The sequence below is a fragment of the Vibrio chagasii genome (genome assembly GCF_002954585.1).
Lineage (GTDB): Bacteria > Pseudomonadota > Gammaproteobacteria > Enterobacterales > Vibrionaceae > Vibrio > Vibrio chagasii_A.
The window spans coordinates 951,060-965,216 of sequence record NZ_MSCI01000002.1 but is presented as its reverse complement, the minus strand read 5'-3'; the positions used below and the strand labels follow the sequence as shown (position 1 = coordinate 965,216).

The window sequence follows — 14,157 nt, the reverse complement described above, 5'->3', positions numbered from 1 at the left end:
AAAGACGTACGTTTTATTTGAGGGTGATACGCTTTATTTCAGAAAGGACAGCTTTGCGCATGTCGGCCAGTTTTACTTTACGTTCATTATGCCAAGGCATAGGGCGAAGTAATGTCATGGCTTTTAGACCCAATCGTGCAGTCAGGATACCAACACCCAAGCCCTGCCCCGCTCTCGCTGAGACTTTACCAGCCAGATCCATGGAAACTAAATCCATACTTGCATCAATCGCGAGTTCACTGGCACCAGCTGCTGCCATGTTGATTAATACCAACTTGAACAGCTTAATGCGAGACCAGTATCCAAGTTCAATGCCGTACACATCAGCTAGCTTGTCTATCATGGTGAAATTACGCCACGCCACCAGCAACATGTCTGCCGCTGCTAATGGACTCACCGCAACCAAGGCTGCCGATTCAGTCGAAAACTTAGTAACGATTTGAGTCGCCACTTTGTCTTGCTGAGCAACAACTAATGCATCGTACATATCCAACACTTCGGCATCACTATGTGCAGGGTTGATGCTGTTTCTCCACTTATCGAACGCCGGAGACTCCGCAATAATGCCGCCCTGCTTAGCGATGTTTTCACAGAACGCTTTGCCTTTACCGACACTTTGGCTCTGCAGTAGCTCTTCACTCTGCTCTTGTACGCTAAAGTGATCTTTCAATGAGCGTAGCTTCCACAGCTCTTTGCCAATTGCACCTAAGCCCAATGAAGCGATTGCCGCGATAAAACCAGCCCAACCGAGCGCGAGCCAATCGGCTGATTGAACCGCCGTGACGACAGAATCAATCGCTTGCCAGCCCACTAAGCCTGCGAAAGCAACCATTAAGCCAGAGCCCAACCACTTTCTCTTTTTACTTGGACGAATGATCTGTTCCAGTTGTTGCTCGGCTTCGCCATCTAGCTCGCTCTCAACCTGTGGTGCAACGGGTACAAACTTCTCTTGTTCCGTAAACAACTGCTGGGCGCCTAATTCTGGGTTCGCTTCGCCCACGCCTTGTTTACCCAAAGCATTATCACTGTCATCAAAAGAGGTCTTCAGCGGCTCATTAAAGACCTGCTTTGTTTTTAATTCACTCATCTTTTATTGCCTCAATTACTTCAACTTATCGCTAATGAGATACTCTAAAACCTTATCAATTCTTAGGTGTTGGCAAGGTTCATCAGAATGTTGCTCCATTGGCCTAAAGCTCGTGAAATCAAACTGGTTAGTTTCCCAGTACTGCTTGTTCGGCAGCTTGCGAGGCACCTCACCCGGATACATAGTCTGGGGAACGTTATCCAAAGTAACACCTTGCAGCGCTGGCACATTGCCCGAGCCCGACGAGATATAACCTGCGCTGGTCGCTTGAATAGAAGCGATGCTCATGCAGCTCATATCGATATGCTCAAACGCCGCCTGTTGCCACGCTGGGTGTACCATCTGTTGCAACAGTGACACCAAGTTTGGATGCTGATCTGGTGTTACATGGTCTGCCTTAGTCGCTGCAAACAGGATCTTGTCGATCTTCGGAGCAAACAAGCGTCTCAGGATATTGCTTCGGCCATATTTAAAGCTCTTCAATAACTGTTCAAGTGCACCACGCATATCCATGAAAGAGTCGTAACCTGCATTGAGTGGCTGCAAACAATCCACCAGCACAATTTGTCTGTCGAAGGTTGAGAAATGATTCTTGTAGAACGCTTTAACAACCTTCTGTTGGTACTCTTCATAGCGAGCTTTCAGCACCGCATAGTTACTTGTTTTTGAGAATTTACCTTCTGGTGCTGCGCATGGGAAAAACTGCAACACAGGCGCGCTTTCAAGCTCACCAGGTAATACAAATCGTCCCGGTTGCACCCAATGTAGTCCATTGCTCTTACAAGTATGGAGATACTGAGTGTAGCTATCCGCAATGTTAACCAGTTTCTTCTCATCAGCCTCAGCCAACAGGTCAACGTCGGCAAGCATTGCACTCCACTCTTGCGAGTAAGTTTCTCTGTCACCTTTTAATGCCGCAAACTGAGATTGGCTCCACGTTTCAAAATCCATATCTAGTAACGGTAAATCAAGTAACCATTCACCCGGGTAGTCAACAATGTCGAGATAAAGGGTGCTGTTTTTACTCAGTAACTTCTTCGCGCCTTTTGCCGGCTTGTATTTGATGGCCAAGCGAATTTCACTGACATCGCGTGTCGGTACTGGCCACTCTGGTGGCTGACCATTTAATGATTCCATCGCTTCGTCATAAGAGAAACGCGGAATCATCATGTTATGTTGTGGGATGCGCTTTGCACCAATAATTCTTCCATCTCTCGCGGATGCGAGAAGCGGTAAATTCTTATGAGTAGAAGTATGAAGAAGTTGGTTAACCAACGAGGTAATGAATGCTGTTTTACCTGCACGAGACAGACCCGTGACCGCTACTCTAATATGAGAATCCGTTCCTCTGCTTATAAAGTCACTCATTTCTTGAGTTAGGTGTTTCATTTGAACGACTCCGTGATATTTAGGCAAGCTGGTTATGATGATATAGAGGCAAGCCTATGTTCTTTCCCTATTGGGCTAGTTTGTATGCTGTTGCTTGTTCTTTCGCTAATAGTAGTGAGTATGCAATATCCATTCTTAATGCTAGATGAATAAAAGCCCCTGATTACATTAATAATCAGGGGCTTTGAAATTTTTCATGAATAGCAGACTAATCGTCTTCTATGAGTTTGTAGATAACAAACAGTGCTATCTCAGCAATCAACCATAATACACATGTAATGGTTACGTATTTTTCGTTAAAGATGCTGATTCCGTGCAAGATCAAATCGTAACCAATGAAACTACCAATCACCACTGCCAAGACAATTTGTAGGATATGAATAAAACGAGGCATTCCTATCTCCTATGTTCTTATATCAAACGATGTGTTTATCACTATATCATTGATAATAAGACAAAAGTGCAGATAATGCTGCACTTTTGTCTTTAACTTTCTATCAAAACTTGCAATTCAAACGCTAGATTCAGCATCAATTACGACTTTTTGACTTCGGTTGATTAAGCTTTTTCAGCTTCGGCAATTTTCACTTTCCACGTGTCAGGGCCGATCTGGTGAGCGTTTGCGCCCGATGAGTCAACCGCTACCGTTACTGGCATGTCTTCAACTTCAAACTCGTAAATCGCTTCCATACCAAGATCTTCAAACGCAACAACACGTGCTTTCTTGATTGCTTTTGCAACTAGGTAAGCCGCGCCACCTACAGCCATCAAGTAAACCGCTTTGTGCTCTTTGATTGATTCAACCGTAGCAGGGCCACGTTCCGCCTTACCGATCATACCCATGATGCCTGTTTCGTTTAGCATCATGTCAGTGAATTTATCCATACGTGTTGACGTTGTTGGACCCGCAGGACCTACCGCTTCGTCGCCGACTGCATCCACAGGGCCTACGTAGTAGATAAACTTACCTTTAAAATCGACGCCTTCAGGTAAACCCTCACCGCTTTCGAGCATACCTTGAATACGCTTATGCGCTGCATCACGGCCCGTTAAGATTTTGCCTGATAGAAGAACCGTTTCACCCGTCTTCCACTCTTGAACGTCTTCTTTGGTTACTTCATCAAGGTTCACGCGACGTGTATTTGCACCCGCTTCCCAAGTGATGTCTGGCCACTCTTCTAGTTTAGGTGGCGTTAGCTCTGCTGGGCCGCTGCCGTCTAGTGTGAAGTGAACGTGACGTGTTGCTGCACAGTTCGGAATTAGGCAAACAGGCTTAGACGCGGCGTGTGTTGGTGCTGTTTTGATCTTCACATCAACAACGGTAGTTAGGCCACCAAGACCTTGTGCACCAATACCTAGTTTGTTTACGCGGTTGAAGATGTCTAAACGAAGCTCTTCTTCTGCGTTCTCAGGACCTTTCTCGATAAGCTCTTGGATATCGATGTGTTCCATCAAAGACTCTTTCGCCAGTACCGCCGCTTTCTCAGCAGTACCGCCGATGCCTATACCTAGCATACCCGGTGGACACCAACCTGCACCCATCGTTGGTAGCGTCTTCTCTACCCATTCTGCGATGTCATCAGAAGGGTTTAGCATAACCATCTTAGTTTTGTTCTCAGAACCGCCGCCTTTCGCCGCGATTTGAATTTCAACCTTGTTGCCAGGAACCATATTAATGTGAACAACCGCAGGAGTGTTGTCTTTAGTATTAATACGCTTACCTGCAGGGTCCATTAGGACAGATGCACGCAGTGGGTTATCTGGGTTGTTGTAAGCTTGACGAACGCCTTCATCAACCATTTGTTGTACTGTTAGATCCGTTTCCCACTTCACATCCATACCGATGTTCACGAAACAAGTAACGATACCTGTATCCTGACAGATAGGACGGTGACCTTCCGCAGACATACGTGAGTTAATCAGAATCTGAGCGATAGCATCTTTAGCTGCTTGGCTCTCTTCTTTCTCGTACGCTTTTTCTAGGGCTTGGACAAAGTCTAAAGGGTGATAATAAGAAATATACTGAAGTGCGTCAGCGACACTGCTGATCACATCTTGCTTACGAATAACCGTCATTGCATGCCTCTTTATTGTTCTAGTTCCATGTGGGTTCACTATTTAACGAATAACGCTAAATGAGATCAGTAGGTTTAGCTTTTTATAATGTTGAGCTGTATTTAGTTGCTTTAGCAATCGCTTGCATAGCTTTAAACTAAACCACTTGGATTACAATGTTCTAGGGCGTGTAGACCTTTCGTGGTTCAATTTTGTTCGAGATAAAAGCGTTTTAATCGCGGCGAGGGGGAAGTAGCCTAGTCACTCTAAGCAAATCTCCCTCAACAAAGAGTAAAACGCTTTTAGCCGAACCCTTCGGGCAGCGTTTGCTGGTCATTTCTACTACGTTATCGGCCTCTAATGTAGGCTAGCTACACGTCGACGCCTCTGCCTTGTATAAATACCCAGCAACTCGCTGCAAAAATCAGCTCGAAAGATCAACACGCCCTAATCAAGAACCCATTTTATTTTCAATTTATGATACTCTTGCTTCCTCTCACAAGCCATGCAGTGATCGAACTCTTTGTCACAAATTAAACAAATGAATAACAACGAATTTCGCGCTATCCAAATCAAGCCGCTTGAATATCAATCAACTTTAGCTAAACAGCTGTTTTCTCATATCGAAAACCTGCCGTGGGCAATGCTATTACGCTCTGCTTCAGAAAGCCACGTTGATAGTCGATACGACATTTTAGTTGCTCAACCCATCGCCACCTTCGAAACAATCGATGCAAAAACCACCATTAATGTTAAAGAGACGTGTGATGTTTCAGACTCCGATCCTTTCGAACTGCTAAACCACTATCAGCAGCAATTGTTACCAGCCACAAATGAGCACTCTGAGTTGCCGTTCATCGGTGGTGCATTAGGCTACTTTAGCTACGATTTGGGTCGAAGAGTAGAAACGCTTCCGACCACTTCAACACGTGATATTGATGCACCCGATATGGCGGTGGGTCTTTACGAGTGGGCGATTGTGGTTGACCACAAGTTGAAGACAGCTTATGTGGTTGGGCAAAACATAGAAGCACACTGGGATTGGTTATCTCAACAGCAAGAAACTCAACCTACGGTTGAAGAGTTTAGCCTGACAACACCGTGGCGATCGAACATGAGCGAGCAGAGCTACGCAGATAAGTTTGAGAGCGTCCAAGAATATTTACTGTCTGGTGACTGCTATCAAATCAACTTGGCTCAGCGCTTCAATGCAAAATACCAAGGCAGCGAATGGTTGGCCTACGAAAAGCTTGAGCAATATAACTCCGCTCCGTTTTCTGGCTTCATCCGTCTAGCCAACAGTGCCATTATCAGTGTCTCACCTGAGCGCTTCTTAGAACTGAAAGACAATGTGATTGAGACTAAGCCGATCAAAGGCACTCGCCCTCGTTCTGATGACCAAGTGATTGATGATACTAACGCACAAGACTTAGCGAGCGCAGATAAAGATCAGGCGGAAAACCTGATGATTGTAGATTTACTTCGTAACGATATCGGTCGAGTGGCAAAGCCAGGAACGGTTCATGTCCCTAAATTGTTCGATATTGAGAGCTTCCCTGCTGTGCACCACTTGGTAAGCACCATCAGAGCTGACCTTGATTACCAATATTCTGCGACAGACTTATTAAGAGCTTGTTTCCCAGGCGGCTCTATTACCGGCGCCCCTAAAGTTCGTGCGATGCAGATCATCGAGGAGCTAGAGCCACATCGACGTTCAGCATATTGTGGCAGTATCGGTTACATCAGCCGAAATGGCAAAATGGACACCAGTATTACCATCCGAACCTTAGTGGCAGAACACAACACGCTTTATGCTTGGGCAGGCGGTGGTGTGGTATTCGATAGTGATTGTGCGTCTGAATACCAAGAAACGCTGGATAAACTAAGTCGAATCCTTCCTGTACTGGAAGAGTGCTAAGCGACGCCAGTTTACTGACCGCTTAGTACAAGTTCTAAGCCCAAACGAAAAGTATAAAAAGCCGAAGTCATCGCGATGATCACTTCGGCTTTGTTTTTCCAAACGTTTTGCTAAAGCTGTTATGCAGTCATCAACTATGACGTAGTGATAGCCCCCCCCCACTTCTTAAGCATTTCTTTTAAGTCATTAGCCGTATAAGGCTTACTGAGGATGTCGTTCATCCCACATTGAATACAACGCTCACGTTCTTCCAACGTAGTCCCTGCCGTAAGCGCGACAATAGACTTAGAATAACCTTTCTCTCTGAGTGTCTCCGTTGCTTCAAAGCCATCCATGAGTGGCATCCGGCAATCCATAAACACTATGTCATATTCTGTGTCTAACGCGAGCTCTACTCCTTCAACACCGTTGCTTGCAATCACTGGCTCTATCTTATGTTTTCGTAGCATCTGCTGAATGATGATCTGGTTCATCTTAATATCATCAACCACCAACACTTTCAGCAATGAAAGTTCAACTTCAGATTCAACCCCTTTGGAAATCGTATCGCTACCATCAGGAACATCGATAACTTGGAGGGGAACTGAAATGGTAAATATCGTCCCTGCACCAACAATGCTGGTTACACCTATATCACCATCCATCAAGCCGACGAGCTTACGGCAAATCGCTAAACCTAGCCCGGTACCTTCATAATTACGGCTACTTGAGTTATCCGCTTGGGTAAAGGGTTCAAACAGCGTTTTATAAGCAGACTCAGCAATACCGACTCCAGTATCTTCTACAGAGAAAACGAAGTGCTGGTCACGCCATTCAATATCAACGTTTACATGCCCTTCCTCGGTAAACTTAATCGCATTACCAATAAGATTTACAAATAACTGAGTGATACGCTCTAAATCCCCTTTAAAGTGTGACGGGACGTCTGAAGCCACGCTAATATTGAAGTCGAGTTGTTTCTCAATCGCTCGATTGGTAAAGATACTCTCAATCGTATTTCTTAAGTTATGCAAAGAGAACTTTTTCGGGATCAACTCCAGCATACCTGCATTGATTTTACTGTAGTCCAATAAGTCATTAATGATATTTCTTAAAAACTCACCTGATTGACTTAGATTATTTACGATTTCTCGTTGGGAACTATTGAGCTCGGTATCACTGATTAATTCAGCACTTCCCAATAAACCATTGAGCGGGGTTCTTAGCTCATGGTTAATCATCGCAACAAAATCGCGCGTGGCCCTTTCAGATTCCTCAGCTCGCTTACGAGACTCAATATTTCGATTGATGGCTAATTGGTGAGTAATGGCACTGCAGATAAGATCTGTGACCAATAAGAGTTGGCTCTCTATAAAGTCGACATCCTGTTCAGATAGGTTGACCTTGACGATCAATGCTCCAACGATAACCTTCTCAACTTCAAGTGGTACTGTGAGTAAATCACCTTCCCATTGGGTTTCTACGATTTCTTGGTCGAAATCACCAACCGATGCATCACCATAATCGTAAGTTTTAAGCTGTGGGAGTAGTTTTAATGGCAATATTAAGCGGCTAGCTTCAATCAGGTAACTGTTGGTCACGTTTGTGGTCAGTTGAGACAGCATCACATCATCTAAGTCGCTTCGAAGAAACGCGCGACCGAAATCTATCAATAGATTATCGATTTGCTCTTGAAACTCGATACGACGAATATTCGCGTTGGAACGTTTTTCCAACTGGCGCAGAGCAAGCTCCAACTGTTGGTTGGCTTCAAACAGCTCAAGGCTTTTTTGCTCCAACAGAGCTTCAGCCGCTTTGCGGGCGGCTATTTGGCGCTTTAGTTTCTTCTCTAAGGCAGAGGCCGGATCCATATTATTTTTCTACTTTGAGATTAAACCTAACCACACTTTGGTCATCATTCTGAGGCGTCATTTCCACCGTAATCGATTCTCCATGATGTTCAGCACATCCTTCAATTAACCCTAAACAGACATGCGACATGCATCGTGCGCTTTTATAATCGAAAACTAGTTCAGCTTCCGTCGTAGTGATAAAACTAAACTCAGGTGGCTCAGCATCTGAGTAAAGCTTTTTTACTTCAACGTGAATGTATCGCTCAACGTGCTGGACAAATTGAAAGGTAGTATTGCTGTGTGTGAGACTGGCTTTGTCAGGTAGCGAAGCTAGCAAGTTCTTAAACACGGATTGCCCGAACACGCGCTGTAAAGTAGCGGCATCAATGTCCGTTTTTTTGCTCAAGTTAATAATAAGCTTAACCAGGGCCTTGTGATCATAACTGCCAACAGAGGTGTAAATACCTTCGTCTTCAGACATCTCTAGCACTTCTTCCAACAGCCCTAGTCCAAATTTATCTTCAACAAGATCCAAAAATTCGGTGAATATGATTCCTTTCATCTCATACCTTATCTTTTGTTTCTTTTTAGAGTGGTCTACTAAGTCTTTGCTATCAAATTCTTAATAAAAAAAATAGGAGTTTTCAGCTTATTTTATGACATTAATAACGGATACTCATCTAGATGCTCACTTCAAATATAGCAAAAATCAACAATATTGAGCGTTCTAGCTCACCGATAACCTATATCGTACTTACCAGTTAGATTGGTATTACGCGAAAGGTTGAGTCTATACTTAAGGCAATATTAATCAATATATTGGCAAGCTATGAACCGAAATAACTTCCTACAACAGTTTCAACTAAACCCACCTGTTGGCTATCACCCGGAGTCCTTTGATCGCGTTTCTCATATCAGTAGTGAGGAATTGCGAAAAGCGGCAGTGGTAGTTGGTTTAGTAGAAAGGGAAGGTGGTTTACACGTCATTTTTACTAAAAGAGCAGCCCATTTAAAACATCACCCAGGACAAGTGAGCTTTCCAGGAGGGAAACATGAGCTCTCCGACCCATCTATGCAATTTACTGCACTCAGAGAGCTTCATGAAGAGGTGGGAATTAGATCGGATCAGGTTAAAGTTGTTGGGCAATTACCTACCTTGAGTACTATTAGTAAATTTTCTGTTACGCCGATTGTCGCATTAGTCGAGCCCGACTATAAACCCATCATTGATCAGAACGAAGTCGCTTCCATTTTTGAGGTTCCGGCCACCTATGTTTTAGACCAAACAAAATTGCACAGCCACATTTTCAACTTCAAGAAAATCAAACATCGTGTTTTCGCGATGCCCTTCGAGGAGCACCTTATATGGGGCCTCACAGCACAAATCATCCAATATATGCAGCAGCATGTAGTGCCACAAACCACATAGCAACTACGTTTTGTTTCACCTTTATTAACAAATAACACGCTTCGTATAGAACAGATTTATTAATGCAACTTTACGCAATCGTTTACTTGGTATAATTCTGTACAGGCACTCCTTTCAGATAAGATAAACTAATATCACACATAAACATAAATCACATGTAGCACGCCATTTTCGTGATCAAAAATCCGTTTTTCGCATATCATGTGACACGCCGTTTCATTACATGATTTAGATCTATTTTTTGCCGACGAAAATTCTGCAAAATTAGCCCCGACTTATTTCCTGTTCCCAAAAAATGAGTAATTTAACATGAACACAACAACTTCTTCGGCAAATGCCGTAAAAGACTCGAGCAAGTTTAACTATAAAGATTTTACCTGGTGTTTATCACTATTCGGTACAGCAGTTGGTGCTGGTGTACTATTCCTTCCAATTAAAGCTGGTGCGGGTGGCTTTTGGCCATTAGTTATCCTAGCTCTTATTGCTGCACCAATGACTTGGTTCGCACACAAATCTCTAGCACGTTTCGTACTGTCTGCAAAAAATCCTGAAGCTGACATTACAGATACAGTAGAAGAGCACTTCGGTAAGACTGGCGCAAACCTTATTACTTTCGCTTACTTTTTCGCTATCTACCCAATCGTTCTAATTTACGGTGTTGGTATCACAAACACTGTTGATTCTTTCCTAGTAAACCAAATGGGTATGGAATCTATTCCTCGTCCTCTTCTTTCTGGTGCTCTTATCCTTGCAATGACAGCAGGTGTTGTATTCGGTAAAGATCTAATGTTGAAAGCAACTTCAGCAATGGTTTACCCACTAGTATTCATTCTACTGGCACTGTCTTTCTACCTAGTTCCAGAGTGGAACACTTCAATGATGGAAGTAACGCCTGAATGGTCAACAATGCCTTCTGTTATCTGGCTAGCAATTCCAATCATCGTGTTCTCTTTCAACCACAGCCCAATCATTTCTCAGTTCTCTAAAGAGCAACGTCGTGTATACGGTGAAAACGCAGTTAAGAAAACTGACGCTATCACTGGCGGCGCAGCAATGATGCTAATGGGTTTTGTAATGTTCTTCGTATTTTCTGTTGTACTTTCTCTATCTCCAGAGCAACTAGCGAATGCACAAGCACAGAACATCTCTGTACTTTCTTACCTAGCTAACGTTCACGAGTCTCCGCTTATCTCTTACATGGGTCCTCTAGTAGCATTCGCAGCAATCACTTCTAGCTACTTCGGTCACTTCCTAGGTGCTCACGAAGGTCTTGTTGGTTTAATCAAGTCTCGCTCTAGTTCTTCAGTAAGCACTATCGAGAAGGTATCTCTAGCGTTCATCGTTGTGACTACTTGGATTGTTGCGGTAGTAAACCCAAGCATCCTAGGCATGATTGAAACAATGGGTGCTCCAATGATTGCAGCTATCCTGTTCTTAATGCCTGTATTCGCGATGAACAAAGTACCAGCAATGGCTAAGTACAAAACTTCAGCACCTGTACAAATCTTTACAGCTTTATGTGGTCTAGCGGCTATTACTTCTGTAATCTACGGCGCTCTTTAATCTATAAGCAGCTTTTATAAGATGCCTTTCATCTTATATCGCGAGATTAGACACAAAATATAATGATAATAAATGAGCCTCCCTACTCCCCTTGGGAGGCTCTCTTTTTGAGGTAATCGCTATGATTAGTGTATTTGATATCTATAAAATCGGTGTTGGTCCATCGAGCTCGCACACAGTTGGACCAATGAAAGCGGGTAAAGAATTTATTGATGACCTACGTTCAATGGGAAAATTGCGCGACATCACTAAAATCACCGTGGACGTATATGGATCACTATCACTGACAGGGAAAGGTCACCACACAGATATCGCAATCATCATGGGTCTTGCTGGCAATACTCCTGAGCGTGTTGATATCGATTCTATTCCGGGCTTTATCGCTCGCGTAGAAGAAACCGAACGCCTTCCTGTTGGCATGCACTGTCACACAGTTTCGTTCCCTCGCGATGGTGGTATGAACTTCCATACTAGCAACCTTTCTCTACACGAGAACGGCATGAGCATCCACGCGTGGATTGATGACGAAGTTGCATACTCAAAAACTTACTACTCAATTGGTGGCGGTTTCATCGTTGACGAAGAGAACTTCGGCAAAGAAGAAGAAAACCCAATCAAAGCACCTTACGAATTCACAACAGCTGAAGAGCTAGTTAACCAGTGTAAAGAAAGCGGTCTTTCTATCAGCACACTGGTTATGAAAAACCAAGCAGCTTTCCACTCTGACGAAGAGTCTCGTACTTACTTCGCAAACATTTGGAAAACAATGCGTGAGTGTATGGATCGCGGCATGAATACTGAAGGTATCCTGCCTGGTCCACTACGTGTTCCTCGCCGTGCTGCTGCACTTCGCCAACAGCTAATGACTTCAGAAAAAACAACAAACGATCCAATGTCTGTTGTTGACTGGGTAAACATGTTCGCATTCGCAGTAAACGAAGAGAACGCAGCTGGCGGTCGTGTAGTTACTGCACCAACAAATGGCGCATGTGGCATCATCCCTGCAGTTCTGGCTTACTACGATAAGTTCATCCAAACTGTGACTGAGAAAGACTACATTCGTTACTTCGCGGCTTCTGGCGCTATCGGTGGTCTATACAAGCGTAACGCTTCTATCTCTGGTGCAGAAGTTGGCTGTCAGGGTGAAGTTGGCGTGGCATGTTCTATGGCTGCTGCTGGTCTTGCTGAGCTTATGGGTGGTAGTCCTGAGCAAGTATGTATGGCTGCGGAAATCGCAATGGAGCACAACCTAGGTCTAACATGTGACCCAGTTGCTGGCCAAGTACAAGTACCATGTATCGAGCGTAACGGTATTGCTGCTGTAAAAGCAATCAACTCAACTCGTATGGCACTTCGTCGTTCTTCTGCTCCTACTGTTTCTCTAGATAAAGTTATCGAAACAATGCTAGAAACAGGTAAAGACATGAACGCTAAATACCGTGAGACATCTCAAGGTGGTTTGGCTGTTAAGGTTGTTTGTTAATCGACTCTCGCTAACAAACAAGCAATAAAAAAGGAACGCATATGCGTTCCTTTTTTTATGTCTCGATATCAGCTGCTGTCGGTCACAGCAAGTTAAATCACTTGAGAGATAAGTAAGAAGCAGCCAAACAGCAATGAGAAAAGCAACATTGGCTTGCCACCTTCCGCACTGTATCTGTCTTCTGCTACTTTCATAAAGCGTTGCTTGTGAACCATTACCAGAGGAACGAATACCGCTAAAAACACAAGGATGATACCAGCGTAGTTCAGCACTTGTAGAAACTTATCCGCAGCCAGCAGTGAACCCGCTAATGGCAGGATAAAGCTAATGCAGTAAGTCACCGCCGTATTTTGGTTGAACATGTCTCGGTTTTGGTTGAATAGCGACATAGCCACACCAAAGAACGAAGTCAGCAGAGCCAAACCTGTGAAGATAGATAGCACGGTGCCAACCCATGGTGACTGAGCTTCAAATGCAGCCATCAAGTCAGAGACATTGTGGAAGCTTCTAAACTGCTCTTCACTCAAATTACCTACCACAGCAAACAACCAACATAGGTAGCACACTAGAGGAATAAGAGAGCCTACGATTACCATATTACGAAGCTGCTTATCGGTCGCTTCATGGTTGTAAGAAACCAAAGTTGGAATCACGACCATAAAGCCAAAGCTGGTGAACAAGATTGCACTCGTTTTAATTAAGTCAACGTGATTGTGACTCGTTACCTGCATTAAGTTAGCTTGCGTCATGCTTGGTGCTAAAAATGCCATCGTTGCAAACAAACTTGCCAGCATCACGAAGAACAGTGCACGATTGAGCTTATCAATTACACCTGTGCCACTTGCCACAACAGCGCCTGCAATCAGGGTAAAAGTGATTTGACTTGTTGTCGCGGTAAGATCGATACCAAAGTTAGACAGCAACTTACTCAGCAAGTCACCCGCGCCTAAGATGTAAGCCATTAGCAAGCAAATCAGCAACGCGTAAAGCAGACCATTGGTGATAAGTTGCCCTTGTTTTCCAAGTGTCTTTCTAGCGATAGAGTTTAATCCTAAGCCACCACCCGCTTTGATGGTTGCTTCTAGAAGTAGTAATGCCGCGTAAGTGGTACCGAAACAGATCAGAACCATTAGCATTGTGCCGTAAAGCAATCCGAATTGAGCTAATACCATTGGGATTGCAAGCATACCAGCACCGAGAGCGGTACCAGCGATAATTAGGGAGCTACCCATCATTTTAATATTCATTGTCTTTAACTTATTCATTTAGTTTTTAATAGGTGTAGTTCTCTGTCATCAACCAAGATGCGAAGAAAATTCGAAAGAAGTTAAGCTTTAAAACGAATATCGATAGGAGCGATAAGCGGAGTTAAATCGCGAAAAGGCAGTAGAAAACGAGTAG

At 43.9% G+C, this 14,157-nt stretch carries 11 protein-coding genes; 4 read left to right on the top strand and 7 right to left on the bottom strand.

Annotated features, from left to right (window positions below):
• Window positions 1-13: 13 nt before the first annotated feature.
• The 4 genes from BTO10_RS12585 to BTO10_RS12570 form a co-directional block, all read right to left on the bottom strand.
• The gene (locus BTO10_RS12585) at window positions 14-1,087 is read right to left on the bottom strand and encodes a YcjF family protein (RefSeq protein WP_105024727.1); all 1,074 of its coding nucleotides are present in this window, start codon (window positions 1,085-1,087) and stop codon (window positions 14-16) included.
• A 15-nt stretch (window positions 1,088-1,102) separates the two neighbouring features.
• On the bottom strand, window positions 1,103-2,476 hold the full coding sequence (locus BTO10_RS12580; RefSeq protein ID WP_105024726.1) for a YcjX family GTP-binding protein: 1,374 nt from the start codon (window positions 2,474-2,476) through the stop codon (window positions 1,103-1,105).
• A gap of 208 nt (window positions 2,477-2,684) precedes the next feature.
• Window positions 2,685-2,870: a hypothetical protein gene (locus BTO10_RS12575; RefSeq protein WP_105024725.1), complete on the bottom strand. Its 186-nt coding sequence runs from the start codon at window positions 2,868-2,870 to the stop codon at window positions 2,685-2,687.
• A gap of 164 nt (window positions 2,871-3,034) precedes the next feature.
• A complete protein-coding gene (locus tag BTO10_RS12570) occupies window positions 3,035-4,552 on the bottom strand; it encodes a fumarate hydratase (RefSeq protein WP_105024724.1) in 1,518 nt (505 codons plus the stop codon).
• A gap of 520 nt (window positions 4,553-5,072) precedes the next feature.
• Between BTO10_RS12570 and pabB the strand changes: the two genes are divergently transcribed.
• Complete coding sequence (gene pabB / locus BTO10_RS12560; protein WP_105024723.1) at window positions 5,073-6,449, top strand: aminodeoxychorismate synthase component I; 1,377 nt, start codon at window positions 5,073-5,075, stop codon at window positions 6,447-6,449.
• Between the two features lie 134 nt (window positions 6,450-6,583).
• On the opposite strand, the gene BTO10_RS12555 is transcribed toward pabB, so the two are convergent.
• On the bottom strand, window positions 6,584-8,299 hold the full coding sequence (locus BTO10_RS12555; RefSeq protein ID WP_105024722.1) for an ATP-binding protein: 1,716 nt from the start codon (window positions 8,297-8,299) through the stop codon (window positions 6,584-6,586).
• A gap of 1 nt (window position 8,300) precedes the next feature.
• Window positions 8,301-8,843, bottom strand: coding sequence for a heme NO-binding domain-containing protein (locus BTO10_RS12550; RefSeq protein ID WP_105024721.1), 543 nt, complete (start codon window positions 8,841-8,843; stop codon window positions 8,301-8,303).
• 267 nt (window positions 8,844-9,110) lie between these two features.
• Here BTO10_RS12550 and BTO10_RS12545 point away from each other — a divergent pair, with 267 nt between their 5' ends.
• The 3 genes from BTO10_RS12545 to BTO10_RS12535 all read left to right on the top strand — a co-directional run bounded on the left by BTO10_RS12545 (window position 9,111) and on the right by BTO10_RS12535 (window position 12,756).
• Complete coding sequence (locus BTO10_RS12545) at window positions 9,111-9,710, top strand: CoA pyrophosphatase (protein WP_105024720.1); 600 nt, start codon at window positions 9,111-9,113, stop codon at window positions 9,708-9,710.
• Window positions 9,711-10,019: 309 nt separating this feature from the next.
• A complete protein-coding gene (locus BTO10_RS12540) occupies window positions 10,020-11,273 on the top strand; it encodes an aromatic amino acid transport family protein (protein WP_105024719.1) in 1,254 nt (417 codons plus the stop codon).
• Window positions 11,274-11,394: 121 nt separating this feature from the next.
• Window positions 11,395-12,756 carry an L-serine ammonia-lyase gene (locus BTO10_RS12535; RefSeq protein ID WP_004741556.1) on the top strand — a complete coding sequence of 454 codons (1,362 nt, stop codon included), beginning with the start codon at window positions 11,395-11,397 and terminating at the stop codon, window positions 12,754-12,756.
• A 92-nt stretch (window positions 12,757-12,848) separates the two neighbouring features.
• On the opposite strand, the gene BTO10_RS12530 is transcribed toward BTO10_RS12535, so the two are convergent.
• Window positions 12,849-14,003 (bottom strand): amino acid permease, encoded by a 1,155-nt coding sequence (locus BTO10_RS12530; protein WP_374955528.1) that lies wholly within the window; start codon window positions 14,001-14,003, stop codon window positions 12,849-12,851.
• Window positions 14,004-14,157 lie beyond the last annotated feature (154 nt).